The following is a 19,416-nucleotide window of genomic DNA, read 5'->3' as shown; positions in this document are numbered from 1 at the left end:
AGCGCAATGGCGGCTCGGCGCCAGCGACATTCAGGCTGATCAACAGCAGTGCCCCAAAGGCCAGCCGCCTAAACGCTCCGGTATTGATAAACCCTGAGCCGATAAAAGCTCCCCCAAAGAGCATCTTGGCCAGATTTAGACGAGCGCACCGGATGCAATTTTGGCCTTGCTCCGCTAGCATTGGTCGCTTCTGTTCCTTAGTTGCGACGGTTTTCGATGAGTTATCAGGTTCTTGCACGTAAATGGCGTCCGCGCTCGTTCCGCGAAATGGTCGGCCAGACCCATGTGCTCAAGGCTCTGATCAATGCCTTGGACAGCCAGCGGCTGCACCACGCGTATCTGTTTACCGGTACCCGCGGGGTCGGCAAGACCACCATCGCACGGATCATCGCCAAATGCCTGAACTGTGAAACAGGTATCACCTCAACGCCTTGCGGCGAGTGCTCGGTGTGCCGCGAGATCGACGAAGGTCGCTTTGTCGACCTGATCGAGATCGACGCCGCGAGCCGGACCAAGGTCGAGGACACCCGCGAACTGCTCGACAATGTGCAATACGCGCCGAGCCGCGGGCGCTTCAAGGTCTACCTGATCGACGAAGTGCACATGCTCTCCAGTCATTCCTTTAATGCGCTGTTGAAAACCCTTGAAGAGCCGCCGCCCTACGTCAAGTTCATCCTGGCGACGACCGATCCGCAGAAACTTCCTGCAACCATTCTTTCGCGATGCCTGCAGTTCTCTCTGAAGAACATGACGCCGGAGCGTGTGGTCGAGCATCTGACCCACGTGCTGGGTGTCGAAAACGTGCCGTTCGAAGACGACGCGCTGTGGCTGCTGGGCCGTGCTGCCGACGGTTCGATGCGCGATGCCATGAGCCTGACCGACCAGGCCATCGCCTTCGGTGAAGGCAAAGTCATGGCTGCCGACGTACGGGCGATGCTCGGCACACTCGATCACGGTCAGGTCTACGACGTTTTGCATGCGTTGATCGAAGGCGACGCCAAGGCCTTGCTCGAAGCCGTCCGTCATCTGGCCGAACAAGGCCCGGACTGGAACGGCGTGCTCTCGGAAATTCTCAACGTGCTGCACCGTGTCGCCATCGCCCAGGCCCTGCCTGAAGGCGTGGACAACGGTCATGGCGATCGTGATCGGGTGCTGGCACTGGCCCAGGCCTTGCCGGCCGAAGACGTGCAGTTCTATTACCAGATGGGCCTGATCGGTCGCCGCGACTTGCCGCTGGCGCCGGACCCTCGCGGTGGATTCGAAATGGTCCTGCTGCGAATGCTCGCGTTCCGACCGGCAGACACTGCGGATGCCCCGAGGCAACCGCTAAAGCCAGTGGGGATCAGCCAGGCCACAGTTGATTCCGCAAACTCAGTGGCTGCCGCGCCCGTTGTGGCGCCGGTAGTCGCTACGGCAGTTGCACCGGCAGTGGCAGCAGTAGCGCCTGCAGCGGTGGTTGTTCCCGTGCAACCGCCCGAGCCCGAGCCGATTGCGCCCCTCGTCGTGTCCGAGCCTGTTGTTGAGGCGGTAGCGGTCGAAGCCGTCGTCGACCTGCCCTGGAACGACCCGATAGAACCCGACGTCGTTCAGGACCCCGCCGTCGAGCCGGTGCTGGAAATTGCCAGCGAACAACCCGAATTGGCGCCGATGCCGTTGCCGACCCCCGACAGCGTGGTGCCGGATGCGCCAGAGTGGGCCGCTGCGCCGATTCCAGAGCCGTCGGTCGCTGACGTCGATGCTGCGACGCCAGGCATGGAGTTGGACGATGAGCCGCCGCTGGACGAGGACTACATCGAGCCCGACATCGAGTCGGCCTACAGTTACCTTGATGAACTGGCCAGCGAACACACCGCTGAGCCAGCGCCGGAAGCCGAGCCTGAACCGGCCGCCATGCCGGCCACCGGTCTGGCGGCGCAATGGCTGGAGTTGTTCCCGAAACTGCCGATCTCCGGCATGACCGGCAGCATCGCCGCCAACTGCACGCTGATTGCCGTCGACGGTGACAACTGGCTGATGCACCTGGACCCGGCCCACAGCGCGTTGTTCAACGCGACTCAACAGCGTCGCTTGAACGATGCGTTGAACCAGTTTCACGGGCGTACGCTGACCCTGAGCATGGAGCTGATCAAGCCCGAGCAGGAAACCCCGGCCCAGGCTGCGTCCCGCCGCCGTGCGAGCCGTCAGCGCGAGGCCGAAGAGTCGATTCACGGTGATCCGTTCATCCAGCAAATGATGCAGCAGTTCGGTGCGGTGGTCCGTAACGATACTATTGAACCTGTCGAGACCCTGGTCACTCAGGGCTAATAACTGAAGGTGTTCGGCCGAAGGGCCGGGCGCTGTATTTATCCAAGTACTTTTGAGGTGATTCCCATGATGAAAGGTGGCATGGCCGGCCTGATGAAGCAGGCACAGCAGATGCAGGAAAAAATGGCCAAGATGCAGGAAGAACTGGCCAACGCCGAAGTCACCGGTAAAGCCGGTGGCGATATGGTCACCGTGGTGATGACCGGTCGTCACGACGTCAAGCGTGTGACCATCGATCCAAGCCTGGTCGAAGGCTTGAGCGAAGACGACAAAGAGATGCTGGAGGCTGTGTTCGCCTCCGCCGTCAACGATGCCGTGCGCAAGATTGAAGCCAACAGCCAGGACAAAATGTCCGGAATGACCGCTGGCATGCAACTGCCACCGGGTATGAAACTGCCATTCTGATTCGCTAAAGCGCTTCGGATGGCCTACAAAAAAATGCCAGGCATCGCGTCTGGCATTTTTGTTTCCGGCACCCCGATCGGGCAAGGTAGAAACATCGAACGCGACACCCGCATAAAGGTCTGCTCCTTATACCGCCGAATTCATCGATCAAAAGGAGAAGCTCACATGCCACAAGCATTGATCCTCAATCAACGTATCGTCCTGGCGTCCCGCCCGGCAGGCGCACCGACGCCGGAAAATTTCCGCCTGGAGCGTGTTGCGCTACCGGACCTGGCCGACGGTGAGGTGCTGCTCAAGACCCTTTACCTGTCACTCGATCCCTACATGCGCGGACGCATGAGCGACGCGCCGTCCTACGCAGCACCGGTTGAAATCGGCGAGGTGATGACCGGTGGCGCTGTCAGCCGGGTCGAGCGTTCGCTGAATCCGAAATTCCACGAAGGTGATCTGGTGGTCGGCTCTACCGGTTGGCAGAGCCACAGCATCAGCGACGGTCGCAACATCATTCCGGTGCCGTCCGGGCTGCCGAGCCCGTCAATGGCGTTGGGCGTGTTGGGCATGCCCGGCATGACTGCCTATATGGGCCTGATGGACATCGGCCAGCCCAAGGCCGGCGAAACCCTGGTGGTTGCGGCTGCATCCGGCGCCGTGGGTTCGGTGGTCGGTCAGGTAGCGAAGATCAAGGGCTTGCGCGTAGTCGGCGTGGCCGGTGGCGCGGACAAGTGTCGTTACGTGGTCGAGGAGTTGGGTTTTGATGCCTGCATCGATCACAAGGGCCCGAACTTCGCCGATGAATTGGCCAAGGCGTGCTCCGAGGGCATCGACATCTATTACGAAAACGTCGGCGGTAAGGTGTTCGATGCCGTGCTGCCGTTGCTCAAGCCCAAGGCGCGAATTCCACTCTGCGGTCTGATCGCGTCCTACAACGCTCACGAAGCACCGACCGGTCCGGATCGACTGCCGCAATTGCAGCGCACGCTGCTGACCAAGCGTGTGCGAATCCAGGGCTTCATCGTGTTCGACGACTACGGTGATCGTCAGCCGGAATTCGTCAGCGCCATGGCGCCGTGGGTGCGCGACGGCAAGGTGAAGTTCCGCGAAGACGTGGTCGATGGCCTGGAGCAGGCACCCGAAGCGTTCATCGGTCTGCTGGAAGGACGCAACTTCGGCAAACTGGTTGTGCGGGTCGCCCAGGACTGAGTAATTGACGCTAAACAGAGGCGCGGGTATAAACCGCGTCTCGTTGTTTTGTCGGACTTTTCCCCATGAGCTTCAGCCCTTTGATTCGCCAATTGATCGACGCCCTGCGAATTTTGCCAGGTGTGGGTCAGAAAACTGCCCAGCGCATGGCATTACAACTGCTCGAGCGTGATCGCAGCGGCGGCTCGCGATTGGCCTTGGCACTGAGCCAGGCCATGGAAGGGGTGGGTCACTGCCGGTTGTGCCGCACGCTGACCGAAGACGACCTCTGCCCGCAATGCGCCGATACCCGTCGCGACGACACCTTGCTCTGCGTGGTGGAAGGGCCGATGGACGTCTACGCAGTGGAGCAGACCGGTTTCCGTGGTCGTTACTTCGTGCTCAAGGGCCATCTGTCGCCACTCGACGGGCTAGGGCCGGAAGCCATCGGTATTCCGCAACTGCTGGCGCGGATCGAAGAGGCGGGCACGTTCACTGAAGTCATTCTGGCGACCAACCCGACCGTGGAAGGTGAGGCGACAGCGCATTACATTGCCCAGTTGCTCAGCAACAAAGGCCTGATTGCCTCGCGCATCGCCCATGGCGTGCCATTGGGTGGCGAGCTGGAATTGGTGGATGGCGGGACGCTGGCGCATTCGTTTGCCGGGCGTAAGCCGATTACCTTGTAGTGTTTGGACTGACGTCATCGCCAGCGCGCCTGCTCGCGATGACGTCGGTGCAGGTGCCGCCTTACTTATCGCTCAACGCAAATTGTGTCAGGCAAAAGGTTGGAATCCCCATCTCTTCCAGACGCTGCGACCCGCCCAACGCTGGCAAATCAATGATCGCCGCCGCTTCGTGAACCCGCGCACCCATGCGTCGAATCAGGTTCGCCGCGGCAATCAGCGTTCCGCCCGTGGCGATCAGGTCATCGAACATCACCACCGAATCACCCTCGCACAAACTGTCGGCGTGGACTTCGAGGAAAGCTTCGCCGTATTCGGTCGCATAACCCTCGGCCAGCACGTCGGCCGGCAGCTTGCCTTGCTTGCGGAACAGCACCAGCGGTTTGTTCAGCTGATAGGCCAAGACCGAACCGATCAGAAAACCACGCGCGTCCATCGCACCGATGTGGGTGAAGTCAGCCTCGACATAACGGTGGGCGAAGCTGTCCATCACCAGGCGCAAGGCCGTGGGCGACTGAAACAACGGGGTAATGTCGCGAAAAATCACGCCCGGCTTGGGAAAGTCGATCACGGGGCGGATGAGGGATTTGATGTCGAAGGAGTCGAAAACCATCGTCGAGGTATCCTGGCAAGCTGCAAACGACGCAGTATAACGGCGGCTGAACCGTTTCGCTCAGCCGCCATCGCCGAAATCAGCCGTCTAGCGAGCCGCCGGCCAGGGCGCAGAGCTGGATCGGGTCGAGGATATGGATTTCCTTGCCTTCAGCCGCAATCAGTTCATTTTGCTGGAAACGCGTGAACACCCGGGACACGGTTTCCACCGCCAGGCCCAGGTAGTTGCCGATTTCGTTGCGCGACATGCTCAGGCGAAACTGGTTGGCCGAAAAGCCCCGGGCGCGGAAACGGGCCGACAGGTTGACCAGGAACGTGGCGATGCGCTCGTCGGCGGTTTTTTTCGACAGCAGCAACATCATTTGCTGATCGTCGCGAATCTCGCGACTCATCACTCGCATCAACTGGCGGCGCAGTTGCGGCAGTTGCAGCGCCAGTTCGTCGAGGCGTTCGAAAGGGATTTCACACACCGATGTGGTTTCCATGGCTTGCGCCGAGACCGGGTGTTTTTCGGTGTCCATGCCTGACAGGCCGACCAGTTCGCTCGGCAGGTGAAAACCGGTGAGTTGTTCTTCGCCGCCATCGCTCAGGCTGAAGGTCTTCAGGGCGCCAGAGCGTACTGCATAAACGGAATCGAAGGTGTCGCCCTGGCGGAACAGGAATTCGCCCTTTTTCAGCGGGCGGCCACGTTTAACGATTTCGTCCAGCGCATCCATGTCTTCCAGGTTCAAAGAAAGTGGCAAGCAGAGAGGGGCCAGGCTGCAATCCTTGCAGTGGGCTTGGCTATGAGCGCGCAGCTTTACTGGCTCGGACATTTCTTCAATCCTTGTGGGAAAACACACATAAGCCGTAAGGGTAACCCACTGGAGGACATTCAGGCACGCGGCGATTTTGTCGCAGGGTCGTAAAGTCAGCGTTCCGCAGACCGGCCAGTGAGGCGATGGCTAGATCACCCGCGAAAACCGCTGGCGATTGTGCTGTTCCAGGTACGCATCGAACACGCTGCACACCGAACGCACCAGCAATCGTCCGGCGGGCAATACAGTGATCCGCTCGTTATTCAGTTCGATCAGACCGTCGTCGGCCATTCCCTGCAACTGTGGCCAGAGTTCACTGAAGTAACCCTGAAAGTCGATGTTGAAGGCGTGTTCGATCTGGGCGAACTCCAGGCTGAAAGTGCAGATCAGTTGCTGGATGACCGCTCGTCGCAGGCGGTCATCGGCGTTGCACAGCAGACCGCGGCTGGTGGCCAGCTGCGCGCTGGCCAGCGTGTTCTGGTACTGATTGAGGTCGCTGCTGTTCTGACAATACAGGTCGCCGATCTGGCTGATGGCTGACACGCCCAAGCCAATCAGGTCGCAATGACCGTGGGTGGTGTAGCCCTGGAAGTTACGTTGCAGGGTCGACTCTTCCTGAGCAATCGCCAGTTCATCGTCGGGCAGCGCGAAGTGGTCCATGCCGATATAGCGGTAACCGGCCTGGGTCAGCTGCTCGATGGTGCACTGGAGCATTTCCAGTTTCTGCGCCGGCGTCGGTAGCTCGTTGCTGTTGATTCGCCGCTGTGGCATGAAGTGTTCCGGCAGGTGTGCGTAGTTGAACACCGACAGCTGATCCGGCTGAAGCGCAATGACGTCGTCAATGGTGCGGGCGAAGTTATCGGGGGTCTGTCTCGGTAAGCCATAGATCAGGTCAATGTTGATCGAGCGAAACTGCAGCGTGCGGGCAGCGTCGATCACCGCGCGGGTTTCTTCCAGGCTTTGCAGGCGATTGACCGCTCGTTGCACCGCCGGATCGAGGTCTTGCAGGCCGATACTGACCCGATTGAAACCCAGTTCACGGAGCAGGCCCATGGTCGACCAGTCGGCTTCGCGAGGGTCGATTTCGATGCTGTAGTCGCCGGAATCATCGTCCAGCAAGTTGAAGCTTTTGCGCAACTGGGCCATCAATTGGCGCAGTTCAACGTGACTGAGAAAGGTCGGGGTGCCGCCGCCGAAGTGCAGTTGTTCGACCTTTTGCGCAGGGTCGAGGTGGCAGGCGATCAGTTGGATCTCCTGCTCAAGGCGTTGCAAATAGGGCTGGGCCCGGCTGCGGTCCTTGGTGATGACTTTATTGCAGGTGCAGTAGTAGCAAATGTTCGCGCAGAACGGCACGTGCACATACAGCGATAACGGGCGCAGGGCTTTACGGCTGTCACGCAGGGCGTGGAACAGGTCGAACGTGCCGACCTGACCGTCGAATTGCCCGGCGGTCGGGTAGGAGGTGTAACGCGGTCCGGTCAGGTCGTAACGGCAGATCAGATCGGTATCCCAACGAATGGCGTCGAGCATCATGCGGGCGGTCCCCCGGATAGGCTGGCAGTGCCGGCGAGTCTAGGGGGCGGCGCGTTGGGGTATCTTGATTTGCATCAACGGTCGATTAATGGCCCATGAGCCAATGCTGATGCGGCCCCGGCAAGGTCCAGATACCGAACAGGATCACCCATAATCCACCCGTCATCCGCACGCTACGTTTGCGCAACAACGCCGTGACCCGTTCAGCTGCCAACCCCGTGGCAAGTAGCACCGGCCAGGTGCCGAGCCCGAACGCGAGCATCAAAAGCGCACTGTCCAGGGCATTACCCTGACTCGCCGACCACAGCAACGTGCTGTAAACCAACCCGCACGGCAGCCAGCCCCAGAGCGCGCCCAGCAGTAGCGCGCGGGGGACGCTCGACACCGGCAGCAGTTTGTTGGCGACGGGCTGGATGTGCCGCCACAGGCCGCGACCGAGGCTTTCGATGCGGGTCAGGCCGCTCCACCAACCGGCGAGGTACAGGCCCATGGCGACCAACAGCAATCCAGCGATGACGCGCATGAACATCGCCGCCGGGCTGTTGGCCACCGCCCAACCGGCCAGGCCGACCAGTAGGCCGGCCGTTGCATAACTGAGAATTCGACCCAGGTTATAGGCCAGAAGCAGTCGAAAACGCCGGCTGCGTTGCTCCTTGGGAATGGCCAGGGTTAGCGCGCCCATCAAGCCGCCGCACATGCCCAGGCAATGCCCGCCACCGAGCAGACCGAGAATCAGCGCTGACACCAGCAGTGGCGCCAACTCAAACATGAGGTGGCGCCTTGTCGTCCGGTTTGGCTGGATGACCGCTGGCTTCGTCCACTGCGGCCTTGTGGTTCGGATCCTGGTCGTCAAACAGGATGCTGTGGGCCGGGCCGTCGAGGTCGTCGTACTGACCGCTGTCGACTGCCCAGAAGAAGATGTAAATGGCGATGGCGACGATCAGCAGCGCAGCCGGGATCATCACGTAGAGAGCTGGCATCTGGACTCCATGCCCGCGCGGCTCAGGCCGGCAGCGGACGGGTTTCTGGCGTGGCGCTGACCGCAGGCGTGTTTGGCATGCGAGTCAGGCGCAGGGCGTTCAGCACCACGGTCAATGAACTGATGGACATGCCGACCGCGGCCCATACCGGAGTGATCCAGCCGAGGGCGGCGAACGGCAACATGAGGCCATTGTACAGCCCGGCCCACAGCAGGTTCTCGATGATTACCCGGCGGGTGCGTCGAGCCAGGCTAAAGGCTTGGACCAATGCATCGAGGCGGTTCGACAGCAGTACGGCGTCGGCACTGGTTTTCGCCAGATCGGTGGCCGAACCCATGGCTACGCTGATGTCGGCGGCGGCCAGCACTGGCACGTCGTTGACCCCGTCACCGAGCATCAACACCTTGCGGCCTTCCTTGTGCAGCTGTTGCAAGACCTGCAATTTATCGTCCGGACGCAAGCCGCCACGGGCTTCATCGATGCCCAGTTCCGCAGCGACACTGGCGACCATCGGCGAGCTGTCGCCGGACAGCAGCAGCGTGCGCCAGCCGCGAGCCTTGCAGGCCGCGAGCAGGGCAGGTGCATCGGCACGCAGACGGTCGTCGAGAACAAACCATGCCAGCGGTCCCTGGCTGTTACCGAGCAGCAGCCATTGGCCGGCTTCATCCGGCATTGATGGCACGGTAGCGCCACTGAGTTCACAGACAAAACCCGGTTGGCCGATGCGCAGGCGTTGCTCACCGACCAACCCTTCGAGGCCAAGTCCCGGCGTGCTGTGGACTTCTTCAGCCGCGAGCGGCGCGCGGCCAAACGCGCGGGCGATTGGATGTTCAGAGCGGTTTTCCAGGGCGGCGGCCAGGCTCAGGCATTGATCGCTGTTGAGTTCGCCGAGCGGGCGAATCGATCGCAGGGCCAGGCGACCTTCCGTCAACGTGCCGGTCTTGTCGAAAATCACCGTGTCGATCTGGTTCAGACCTTCCAGCACATGGCCGCGAGTCAGTAGCAAGCCGAGTTTGTGCAGTGTGCCAGTGGCGGCGGTGAGGGCGGTCGGCGTGGCCAGGGACAGGGCGCAGGGGCACGTCGCAACGAGCATCGCCAACACAATCCAGAAGGCGCGCGACGAATCCAGTTCCCACCAGATCAGGCCGATGACGACAGCGGCAATCAGCGACAGCAACAGGAACCATTGCGCGGCGCGGTCGGCAATTACCGCCAGTCGCGGCTTTTCGGTCTGAGCGCGGTCCAGCAGGCGGACGATGGCGGACAATCGGGTGTCCTGACCCAGCGCCAGGACTTCCACGGTCAATGCGCCTTCGACGTTCAGGGTGCCGGCGGTGACGGCATCGCCCGGCGTGCGCGGCTGTGGCAGGTATTCGCCGGTGAGTAGGGATTCGTCGATGCTCGACTGGCCGTCGAGGATCTTGCCGTCAGCCGGGAGGATCGCGCCAGGGTGCACCAGCACCTGATCGCCGACGCGCAGTTCGCTGAGCAGGATCCGCTCGCTCTGGCCGTCAGCACTCAAGCGCAGACACGAAGCCGGTAACAGATTGACCAGTTGTGCGGTGGCGGCGGCGGTGCGTTCGCGGGCGCGACGTTCCAGATAACGCCCGGCCAGCAGGAACAGCGCGAACATGCCGACCGCATCGAAATACAGTTCGCCGACACCGGTGATCGACGTCCAGATCCCGGCGATGTAGGCGCTGCCAATGGCCAGCGACACCGAAACGTCCATGGTCAGGTGGCGGGTGCGCAAGTCGCGCATGGCGCCTTTGAAGAATGGCGCGCAGCTGTAGAACACGATCGGGGTGGTGAGGAACAGCGCAACCCAACGCAGGATAGTGTGCAGTTCGGGGCTGAGGTCGATGTTGAATTCCGGCCAGGTGGCCATGGTCGCCATCATTGCCTGGAACCACAACAGCCCGGCCACGCCGAGTTGGCGCAGGGCCAGACGGTTTTCGCTGGCCAGCTGCTCACTGGCGCGGTCGGCCTGATAGGGGTGCGCCGCGTAACCGATGTGGCGCAGTTCGCTGAGTACCTGGCTCAGCGGCAGTTGCGCATCGGCCCAGCGCACATGCAGGCGATGATTGGACAGGTTCAGGCGCGCTTCGGCCACTGCCGGCAAGCCACGCAGGTGTTTCTCGATCAACCAGCCGCAGGCGGCGCAACTGATGCCTTCCATTAACAGAGTGGTTTCGGCGAGTTCGCCTTCGTGGCGGACGAAGGGGGCTTGCACGTCGGCGCGGTCGTACAGCGCCAGTTCGTCCACCAACTGCACCGGCAAGGCATCGGGGTTGGCCGATGACTCGCTGCGGTGCTGGTAATAGGTTTCCAGTCCGCCGGCCACGATGGCTTCGGCCACGGCTTGGCAACCCGGGCAGCAGAATTCGCGGGTTTCCCCGAGGACGGCAGTGGTGAAGCGGCTGCCGGCCGGGACGGGAAGGGCGCAGTGGTAGCAGGGGAGTGGAGTGGTCATGAGGTGGAGTCTATTGTGTCCGGCAAGGCCTGATCGCGAGCAAGCTCGCGATGCGCGAAGCGCAGGCTTTTTTACTTCTTCAGGTCTTCCGCGCCTTGCAGCGGTTCATCACCCAGCAGCAGATCCTTGTCATGGCTGACTTGTTCTTCTTCGAACATGCGCCAGGTCCTGTCGTCCTGTACCCCCAGCAGTTCTACAAAGCGTCGACCGTCGACCTTGTCACTCAACTGCCCAATGTAGCGGCCCTGTTCGGTTTCGCTGCGGGCCAGGGTGATGTTGCGATCTTTCTCTGGCTGGGTCGGCGAGATCAGGTTCAGCTCCAGGGTTTTCGGTTGGCTGTTGCCGCTCAGGCGCAGGTCGACTTCACCGGTCACGTCGTCCAGATGAACGCTGGCCCGAAGCAACAGGGTCTGCGCCAGCCGCTCACGGTCGAGGGAGCGGTTGATGCCTTTGCCGGCCTCGTAATAGTTGTCGTTGACCAGGTTGTCGGGGTTGTTCACCGCGATCGTCACCATGGACAAAGTCAGGGTCACGGAACACGCCAGAATGGCGATGATGATCCACGGCCAAAGGTGCTTGTACCAGGGACTTGCGGCAGTTGCTGTGGGCATGATCACTTCTCTCAACGAACTTGTGGGCCGATGAACCGGCTCTTGGCTTCAATGTGGACGCTGTCGTCATCGGCATCCTTGAGGATGAATTTCACCTCGTTGGTGCTCGATGGCAGCTTCTCCGGTGCACTGGACAGTTCGACCGGCTGGCTGAAAATCTCCCCGGCGGCGACCTTGATCTCGCGCTTGCCTTGCAGCTTGAGGTCCGGCAGGCCTGCGGCGTCGAGCAGGTAGGTGTGGTCGCGCTGATCCTTGTTCATAATCTTCAGGCTGTAGACGTTCTCGATCCGGCCTTCGGCGTTCTCGCGGTACAGCACGCGGTCCTTGCTGACGTCGAAGCCGACCAGCGAACGCATGAAGAATGCGGTCATCAGCAAAGCGATCATCGCCAGCAACACCGTGGCATAGCCGATCAGGCGCGGGCGCAGTTTATTGGTTTTTTGCCCGGACAGGTTGTGCTCGGTGGTGTAGCTGATCAGACCGCGTGGATAATCCATCTTGTCCATGATGCTGTCGCAGGCATCGATGCAGGCCGCGCAGCCGATGCATTCGACTTGCAGGCCGTCGCGGATGTCGATACCGGTCGGGCAGACCTGGACGCACATGGTGCAGTCGATGCAGTCGCCCAGGCCCATGGCCTTGTAGTCTGCGCCTTTCTTGCGCGGGCCGCGGCCTTCACCACGACGCGGGTCGTAGGAAACGATCAGGGTGTCTTTATCGAACATCACGCTCTGGAAGCGCGCGTACGGGCACATGTAAATGCATACCTGCTCGCGCAACCAGCCGGCGTTGCCGTAGGTGGCGAGGGTGAAGAAGCCGACCCAGAAATACGACCAGCCGTCGGCTTCGCCGGTGAAGAAGTTGATGGTCAGCTCGCGGATCGGCGAGAAGTAACCCACGAAGGTCATGCCGGTCACGAAGCCGATCAACAGCCACATCGAGTGTTTGCTGAGTTTGCGCAGGAATTTGTTGGCGCTCATGGGCGCTTTGTCTAGCTTGATGCGCTGGTTGCGGTCGCCTTCGGTGACCTTCTCACACCACATGAAAATCCAGGTCCAGACACTCTGTGGGCAGGTATAACCGCACCAGACCCGCCCGGCGTACACGGTAATGAAGAACAGGCCGAAGGCGCTGACGATCAGGATCCCCGAGAGCAGGATGAAGTCCTGAGGCCAGAAGGTTGCGCCAAAGATGAAGAATTTGCGTTCCGGCAGGTTCCACCAGACGGCCTGATGGCCACCCCAGCTCAGCCAGACCGTACCGAAATACAGCAGAAACAGCCCGGCACCGCCCATCATCCGCAGGTTGCGGAACAGACCGGTGAAGGCGCGGGTGTAGATTTTTTCTCGAGAGGCGTAGAGGTCGACGCTGTTGTTCGCGTTCTTGGCAGGGGTGACGTCGTGTACCGGAATCTGGTTGCTCATCATTGCATCCCACGGCAGTGGAAAAATGCCGCGGTCAGTACATGCCGACCGCGGTCAAAAAGAGGTGTTGCAGTGGCGCAATGATACGCCTGTCGCTCTAGTTCGAGGGTGCGACCTTTGGTCGCGTTGGGGAAAAATCGTGGATGGTGTAGCAAATGTAACAAATCGTGATGCAGATCAATTGACTTGTTCAGTCTGGACGGTTTTCCGCGTCCTGCCTTTCACACACGCTATTCAATGAATGTTATGAGTTTGTTGTTTTTGTCGTCGTATGGTTATTGCTGGGCTGCTTATATAAAGGCGCTTGTGGGTGGCTCTGTGGGTGCGTTAATTATTGTTTGGAAATATAGTTAATTAATTGTCGAGTGTTGGATGTTTGTGTGTGTTCGAGGTCTGTTATATGTTCCTGCTCAGGCAAGTTTCCTGTTGCTCTATTATTAATGTTGGATGGAAATGGAATTCTATGAGCTTATCAAATTCTGGCAGTTTACTGGCGTGTCTGGCCTTTGCTGTCATGACGCCTTTTGCGCACTCGGCACCCACAACTGTATCTCCGATGCATATGGTGTTTACCTCCGATCCGCAATATCCGTGGACTGAGAAAACCGATGCAGGTGAAGCCCAGAGCGACTCGTATCGGGATTCGCGTTCTAAGTGGCTGATCGAAACCCAATATAATGATATTGCCAATTTCAGGCAGAACTTCGGCGGCGCCGAGTGGGTGCCGGTGATGATTAACGGCGATATCACTGCCTTTGGTCATGGCTGGCAGCGCTCGGTGGTCAAGCCGATTTTGGACAGTAAACTGCTCGGTCTGTATGACTATGGTCTGGGTAATCACGACTATGAAAATAATGTCGATGATTGTCTTTTTAATAATTGTGCCGCCGGGAGTATTGAGGACTTTCTGGCACGCTATACCGGTAAAAATGGCCGGGCGGAGAGCATTGATGTTCAACAGGTGGAGGAAGGCACAATAAAGAAACGTGTGTCTGGCAGTCTGGCGTATTCCAAGAACTTTGGAGATGTTCATATGGTGCAGCTAAATAATGAACCTACTTATTCGGTCAGCTTCACTGCTTATAACTGGCTTGTGCCGAAGGGCTATTACCTGACGGACGCACTTGACTGGTTGGAAAAGGATTTGAAGGTTGCTCGTGAAAAAGGCCAGATCATTATTCTGAATATGCATAAGCCCAAGTGGGATGGCAGTGCCCAGCAATTGAGTCGCTTCAGTAAGATGATCAAAGATTACAAAGTGACTGCGGTGTTTGCCGGGCACTACCACCGGTTTAATGGCCAATACAAAAGCGCTTTCAGCGAGTTTGGTGACGTGCCATTGTTCCTGAGCGGGGCGGCTTCGCAACAGACGTATCTGATTACGAGCTTCTCCAGGGAAAGGGACAAGTTGATGGTCTACCGCGTGACGGGCAATAACTGGCCGAGTCGCAAGCTTGAGTCGACCATTGCGGTTCAGCGCTAAGTCGCACAGATCCTGAAACCAAAACAGCCCCGCCAATTCTCACTGGCGGGGCCGTTTGTTGTTGCGGTCAGGCGTTTGCCTTACTCGGCGTCGGCAGCTTTCTCACCGTGAGAGAGGCTGTAGACGTAAGCGGCCAGCAGGTGAACCTTGTCGTTGCCTTGCAGCTGTTCTTGCGCAGGCATCTGGCCCTGACGGCCGTAACGAATGGTCTGCTGCAGTTGAGCGAAGCTCGAACCGTAGATAAACGCTGCCGGATGGGTCAGGTTAGGCGCGCCCATCGCTGGCGTGCCTTTGCCTTCCGGACCGTGGCACACCGCGCAGTTGGCAGCGAACAGCTTCTGCCCGGCGACCGGGTCAGCCTTGGTGCCTTCCGGCAGCTTGCGGCCATCGAGGTTGGTCAGCACGAACGATGCAACATCAGCAACGCCTTGCTCGCCGATCACTTCGGCCCACGCCGGCATGACCGCGTGACGGCCACCCATGATGCTGGTCTTGATGGTTTCTGCCTCGCCGCCCCAGCGCCAGTCGGCGTCGGTCAGGTTAGGGAAGCCATAAGCGCCTTTGGCGTCAGAACCGTGGCAGACCGAGCAGTTGGAGGCGAACAGGCGGCCACCCATCTTCAGGGCTTGCGGGTCCTTGGCGACTTCTTCGATTGGCATGGACGCGAACTTGGCGAAGATCGGGCCGAACTTGGCGTCCGACTTGGCCATTTCCTTTTCCCACTCGTGTACGCCGGTCCAGCCGCTCTGGCCGTTGGCGAACGCGGTCTGCTTCTCGTTATCGAGGTAGTTGTAACCCGGCAGCAGGCCTTTCCAGTTACCCAGGCCCGGGTACAGCACCAGGTAGCCCAGGGCGAAGATGATGGTGCCCACGAACAGCATGAACCACCATTTTGGCAGTGGGTTGTCGTACTCCTCGATCCCGTCGAAGGAGTGGCCAACCGTTTCTTCGGTGGCTTCGCTGCGCTGGCCCTTGCGGGTGGACAGCAGCAGCCAGGTCAGGGCGAAGATCGTGCCGAGACTGAGGACTGTGACGTACAGACTCCAGAACGTAGTCATTCTTTGTTACTCCTAGAAGCTTGCTCGACGTGCTTGATGGCTTCGGGATCATCCGCGAAAGGCAGCAAGGTCGCGTCTTCAAACTCCGACTTGCGCTTGGGACTGAATACCCACAACGCCAGACCGATGAAGGCCACCATCACAACAACGGTGCCCAGGCCACGAATCATCCCGATATCCATCTAAATCACCGTTTGCTTTTGATGATGGTGCCCAGGCCTTGCAGATAGGCCACCAGCGCGTCCATTTCGGTTTTGCCCTTCACAGCATCCTTGGCGCCGGCGATGTCTTCGTCGGTGTAAGGGACGCCGAGCGTGCGCAAGACTTCCATTTTCTTGGCAGTGTCTTTGCCGTCGAGCTTGTTTTCCACGAGGAACGGGTAAGCCGGCATTTTCGACTCAGGCACAACGTTGCGCGGGTTGTACAAATGCGCACGCTGCCAGTCATCGGAGTAGCGACCGCCAACACGGGCCAGGTCCGGGCCGGTACGCTTGGAACCCCACAGGAACGGGTGGTCCCAGACGCTTTCACCGGCTACCGAGTAGTGGCCATAACGTTCGGTTTCAGCGCGGAACGGACGGATCATCTGCGAGTGGCAGCCGACACAACCGTTGGCGATGTAGATGTCGCGGCCTTCCAGTTCAAGGGCGGTGCGAGGCTTCATGCCTTCGACCGGCTTGTTGGTGACGTCCTGGAAAAACAGCGGAACGATCTGGGTCAGGCCGCCGATACTGACGGCGATAACCATGAAGAAGGCCAGCAGGCCAATGTTTTTCTCGACTGCTTCGTGCTTCATCAGTGAGCTCCAACTACAGCAATCTGTTCAGCAGCTTTGGCTTCAACCGGGTTCGAGGCACGTACGGTACGCCATACGTTGTAGGCCATGAACAGCATGCCGCTGGCGAAGAAGGCACCGCCCAGGGCGCGAACGATGAAACCAGGATGGCTGGCTTGCAACGCTTCGACGAACGAGTAGGTGAGGGTGCCGTCGTCGTTGATTGCACGCCACATCAGACCCTGGGTAATGCCGTTGACCCACATCGAAGCGATGTACAGCACGGTACCGATGGTCGCGAGCCAGAAGTGCGTGTTGATCAGGCTGACGCTGTGCATCTGCGCGCGACCGAACAGTTTCGGGATCATGTGGTAGATGGCGCCGATCGAGATCATCGCTACCCAGCCCAAGGCACCGGCGTGTACGTGGCCGATGGTCCAGTCTGTGTAGTGCGACAGCGAGTTGACGGTCTTGATGGCCATCATCGGGCCTTCGAAGGTCGACATGCCGTAGAAGGCCAGCGACACAACGAGGAAGCGCAGGATCGGGTCGGTGCGCAGCTTATGCCAGGCGCCCGACAGGGTCATCATGCCGTTGATCATGCCGCCCCAGCTTGGCGCCAGCAGGATGATCGACATGGCCATGCCCAGCGACTGAGCCCAGTCCGGCAGCGCTGTGTAGTGCAGGTGGTGCGGACCGGCCCAGATGTACAGGGTGATCAGCGCCCAGAAGTGCACGATCGACAGGCGATAGGAGTAGATCGGACGCTCGGCCTGCTTCGGAACGAAGTAGTACATCATCCCCAGGAAGCCGGTGGTCAGGAAGAAACCGACCGCGTTGTGGCCATACCACCACTGGATCATCGCATCAGTCGCACCGGCGTAAGCCGAGTAGGACTTGAAGAAGCTGACCGGCAGGGATGCGTGGTTGACGATGTGCAGCATCGCCGTCACAACGATGAAGGCACCGTAAAACCAGTTGCCCACATAGATGTGCTTGGTTTTGCGCTTGGTGATGGTGCCGAAGAACACCAGACCGTAAGTAACCCAGACGATGGCCAGCAGAATAGCCAGGGGCCATTCCAGTTCCGCGTATTCCTTGGTGGTGGTGTAACCCAGCGGCAAGGTAATGATCGCGCCGACGATCACCGCTTGCCAACCCCAAAAGGTGAAGGCGGCGAGGCTGTCGGAAATCAGTCGCGTTTGGCAGGTTCGCTGCACGACGTAATAAGAAGTGGCAAACAGTGCACAACCACCGAAGGCGAAAATCACCAGGTTGGTGTGCAATGGGCGTAAGCGTCCAAAAGTCGTCCACGGCAGACCGAAGTTCAATTCCGGCCATACAAGCTGTGAGGCGATGAAGACACCAAGCCCCATGCCAAGGATCCCCCAGACCACCGTCATGATGGCGAACTGGCGGACTACCTTATAGTTATAAGCAGTCGGACTGATTGCTGTGCTCATTCTAAGGTTCCACGGTTTGGGTGTTTTATTAGGAGTAAAAATCGGTCGCAAGTATGGAGAAAGCGGGGGGTCATTGCAACGCGCCATGACCTGGGTCAATGCTTTCAAAAGCTGATTCTGCGGCCTTTCCATGCGCCGCGTAAGGACAAAATTGCCCAAGGCCAAAATGTCGCAGCAGACGAAAATGGTGAAGGGGTCAGGTCGGATGTAACGGGGTGTGTTCAAACACAACGATCGGGTGACAGATGGCAATTGGCACGACAGCCGGTATCTACCAGCCTTTGCGGCCTGTCATCGAGCAGATTCGTCGAACACATCGGGTTGGGTAGACCTGGAACCGGCTTATGCCAGTCCGCATCGGGGAAGCTTAGACCCGAATCTGGGGAACCGAAAGGAGGACTAACGGAGGGGTGCGACACTTGGTCGCAAAGGGACAGGGAACTGCCGCATCCGGAAGAATGCGGCAGCAGAGCGGTCGAGATTTATTCGTGTTTGTCTTCAGCCTGCAAACGCTCGGTGGTCAGTCCATGAGACAAGCTATAAACGTAAGCGGCCAGCAATTGCACCTTGTCGTTGCCGAGCAGTTCGTTCTGTGCTGGCATATGGCCCTGGCGGCCATGACGAATCGTTTGTTCAAGCTGCGTCAGGCCTGTTCCGTAGATAAAACCGGCCGGTTGCGTCAGATTCGGCGCACCCATGGCTTCAGTGCCCTGGCCGTTTGCCCCATGACAGGCTACGCACATCGTGCTGAACGCTTGCTGTCCGGCATGCCGGTCGGCACCGCTGCCGGCAGGTAACGGCAGGCCGGCCAGGTCGTGGCGCACGTAAGCCGCAACGTTCTTCACGCCGGCATCACCCAGGATTTCACCCCAGGCCGGCATCGCGGCCATGCGACCACCCATGATCGTGGTTTTGATGGTGTCGGCGTTGCCGCCCCAACGCCAACGGGTGTCCGCCAGGTTCGGGAAACCAAAGGCGCCCTTGGCATCCGAACCGTGGCAGACCGCGCAATTGGAGGCAAACAGGCGACCGCCCATTTTCAACGCTAGCGGGTCCGTGGCCACTTCTTCCACAGGCATCGCCGCGAATTTGGCGAAGATCGGTCCGAATTTCGCCTCGGCCTTGTCCATCTCCTTTTCCCACTCGTGGACGCCGGTCCAACCGTCCTCGTAACCCGGCAGAATGCCTTTCCAGTTGCCCAGTCCGGGGTACAGCACCAGATAGCCCACGGCGAACACCAGCGTGCCGGCGAACAGCATGAACCACCACTGCGGCAGCGGATTGTCGTACTCCTCAATGCCGTCGAAGCTGTGGCCCATGGTCTGGTCGACGCTGCCCTTGGTTTCGCCCTTGCGGGTGCCGATCAGCAGCCAGGTCAGGCCGATCAGGCTGCCGATGGTCAGTACGCAGATCCACGTACTCCAGAAGGTGGTCATGGCCGGGTACTCCTTGTTTCAGGTTCTTGGGTGGCGTCGTCGGATAGGGGGTCATCGGCGAACGGCAGTAAACGCGCTTCGGCGAATTCCGGATTGCGCTTGTTGTTGAACACCCACAGCGTCAGGCCGACGAAGGCTACGAACACCACCACCGTGCCCAGGCCGCGGATCATTCCACTGCTCATGTCAAAGATCAT

19 protein-coding genes are annotated in these 19,416 nt (G+C 59.6%); 5 read left to right on the top strand and 14 right to left on the bottom strand.

Annotation, left to right across the window (positions count from 1 at the left end; translation table 11 throughout):
* Positions 1–216 precede the first annotated feature (216 nt).
* From dnaX to recR, 4 genes are all read left to right on the top strand, one after another.
* On the top strand, positions 217–2,304 hold the full coding sequence (gene dnaX / locus ACXPVS_RS07790) for a DNA polymerase III subunit gamma/tau (protein ID WP_458509411.1): 2,088 nt from the start codon (positions 217–219) through the stop codon (positions 2,302–2,304).
* A 66-nt stretch (positions 2,305–2,370) separates the two neighbouring features.
* Positions 2,371–2,709 carry a YbaB/EbfC family nucleoid-associated protein gene (locus ACXPVS_RS07785; protein ID WP_458509410.1) on the top strand — a complete coding sequence of 113 codons (339 nt, stop codon included), beginning with the start codon at positions 2,371–2,373 and terminating at the stop codon, positions 2,707–2,709.
* 165 nt (positions 2,710–2,874) lie between these two features.
* A complete protein-coding gene (locus ACXPVS_RS07780; RefSeq protein ID WP_458509409.1) occupies positions 2,875–3,909 on the top strand; it encodes an NADP-dependent oxidoreductase in 1,035 nt (344 codons plus the stop codon).
* Positions 3,910–3,974: 65 nt separating this feature from the next.
* Entirely contained in the window at positions 3,975–4,577 is a 603-nt protein-coding gene (gene recR, locus ACXPVS_RS07775) for a recombination mediator RecR (protein ID WP_064676559.1), read from the top strand.
* A gap of 61 nt (positions 4,578–4,638) precedes the next feature.
* Here recR and ACXPVS_RS07770 read toward each other — a convergent pair whose 3' ends face one another.
* The 8 genes from ACXPVS_RS07770 to ccoG form a co-directional block, all read right to left on the bottom strand.
* Positions 4,639–5,187, bottom strand: a complete 549-nt coding sequence (locus ACXPVS_RS07770; protein WP_458509408.1) for an adenine phosphoribosyltransferase — start codon at positions 5,185–5,187, stop codon at positions 4,639–4,641.
* A 79-nt stretch (positions 5,188–5,266) separates the two neighbouring features.
* A complete protein-coding gene (fnr, locus tag ACXPVS_RS07765) occupies positions 5,267–6,001 on the bottom strand; it encodes a fumarate/nitrate reduction transcriptional regulator Fnr (protein WP_046047868.1) in 735 nt (244 codons plus the stop codon).
* Positions 6,002–6,130: 129 nt separating this feature from the next.
* The gene (gene hemN / locus ACXPVS_RS07760; protein WP_458509539.1) at positions 6,131–7,513 is read right to left on the bottom strand and encodes an oxygen-independent coproporphyrinogen III oxidase; all 1,383 of its coding nucleotides are present in this window, start codon (positions 7,511–7,513) and stop codon (positions 6,131–6,133) included.
* Between the two features lie 88 nt (positions 7,514–7,601).
* Complete coding sequence (locus ACXPVS_RS07755) at positions 7,602–8,285, bottom strand: sulfite exporter TauE/SafE family protein (protein WP_458509407.1); 684 nt, start codon at positions 8,283–8,285, stop codon at positions 7,602–7,604.
* The gene (gene ccoS, locus ACXPVS_RS07750; protein ID WP_123360015.1) at positions 8,278–8,496 is read right to left on the bottom strand and encodes a cbb3-type cytochrome oxidase assembly protein CcoS; all 219 of its coding nucleotides are present in this window, start codon (positions 8,494–8,496) and stop codon (positions 8,278–8,280) included. Before ccoS ends, ACXPVS_RS07755 begins: the two co-directional genes overlap by 8 nt.
* Positions 8,497–8,518: 22 nt before the next feature.
* Positions 8,519–10,969 (bottom strand): heavy metal translocating P-type ATPase, encoded by a 2,451-nt coding sequence (locus tag ACXPVS_RS07745; protein WP_458509406.1) that lies wholly within the window; start codon positions 10,967–10,969, stop codon positions 8,519–8,521.
* Between the two features lie 71 nt (positions 10,970–11,040).
* The gene (locus ACXPVS_RS07740) at positions 11,041–11,580 is read right to left on the bottom strand and encodes a FixH family protein (RefSeq protein WP_458509405.1); all 540 of its coding nucleotides are present in this window, start codon (positions 11,578–11,580) and stop codon (positions 11,041–11,043) included.
* 11 nt (positions 11,581–11,591) lie between these two features.
* Entirely contained in the window at positions 11,592–13,004 is a 1,413-nt protein-coding gene (gene ccoG / locus ACXPVS_RS07735) for a cytochrome c oxidase accessory protein CcoG (RefSeq protein WP_458509404.1), read from the bottom strand.
* 463 nt (positions 13,005–13,467) lie between these two features.
* Here ccoG and ACXPVS_RS07730 point away from each other — a divergent pair, with 463 nt between their 5' ends.
* Positions 13,468–14,487 (top strand): metallophosphoesterase family protein, encoded by a 1,020-nt coding sequence (locus ACXPVS_RS07730; RefSeq protein ID WP_458509403.1) that lies wholly within the window; start codon positions 13,468–13,470, stop codon positions 14,485–14,487.
* Positions 14,488–14,567: 80 nt separating this feature from the next.
* Here the strand turns inward: ACXPVS_RS07730 and ccoP (ACXPVS_RS07725) are convergent, their stop codons facing one another.
* From ccoP (ACXPVS_RS07725) to ACXPVS_RS07700, 6 genes are all read right to left on the bottom strand, one after another.
* Complete coding sequence (gene ccoP, locus ACXPVS_RS07725) at positions 14,568–15,545, bottom strand: cytochrome-c oxidase, cbb3-type subunit III (RefSeq protein ID WP_458509402.1); 978 nt, start codon at positions 15,543–15,545, stop codon at positions 14,568–14,570.
* Positions 15,542–15,727 (bottom strand): CcoQ/FixQ family Cbb3-type cytochrome c oxidase assembly chaperone, encoded by a 186-nt coding sequence (locus ACXPVS_RS07720; protein ID WP_003175465.1) that lies wholly within the window; start codon positions 15,725–15,727, stop codon positions 15,542–15,544. Before ACXPVS_RS07720 ends, ccoP (ACXPVS_RS07725) begins: the two co-directional genes overlap by 4 nt.
* Before the next feature lie 5 nt (positions 15,728–15,732).
* A complete protein-coding gene (gene ccoO, locus ACXPVS_RS07715; RefSeq protein ID WP_018925301.1) occupies positions 15,733–16,341 on the bottom strand; it encodes a cytochrome-c oxidase, cbb3-type subunit II in 609 nt (202 codons plus the stop codon).
* A complete protein-coding gene (gene ccoN, locus ACXPVS_RS07710) occupies positions 16,341–17,783 on the bottom strand; it encodes a cytochrome-c oxidase, cbb3-type subunit I (protein ID WP_458509401.1) in 1,443 nt (480 codons plus the stop codon). Before ccoN ends, ccoO begins: the two co-directional genes overlap by 1 nt.
* A gap of 482 nt (positions 17,784–18,265) precedes the next feature.
* Positions 18,266–19,219, bottom strand: coding sequence for a cytochrome-c oxidase, cbb3-type subunit III (ccoP, locus tag ACXPVS_RS07705; RefSeq protein ID WP_458509400.1), 954 nt, complete (start codon positions 19,217–19,219; stop codon positions 18,266–18,268).
* Positions 19,216–19,416, bottom strand: coding sequence for a cbb3-type cytochrome oxidase subunit 3 (locus tag ACXPVS_RS07700; RefSeq protein ID WP_458509399.1), 201 nt, complete (start codon positions 19,414–19,416; stop codon positions 19,216–19,218). Before ACXPVS_RS07700 ends, ccoP (ACXPVS_RS07705) begins: the two co-directional genes overlap by 4 nt.

This window comes from Pseudomonas sp. Ma2-10 (assembly GCF_054330215.1).
This window is presented reverse-complemented; position numbering and strand designations above follow the sequence as displayed.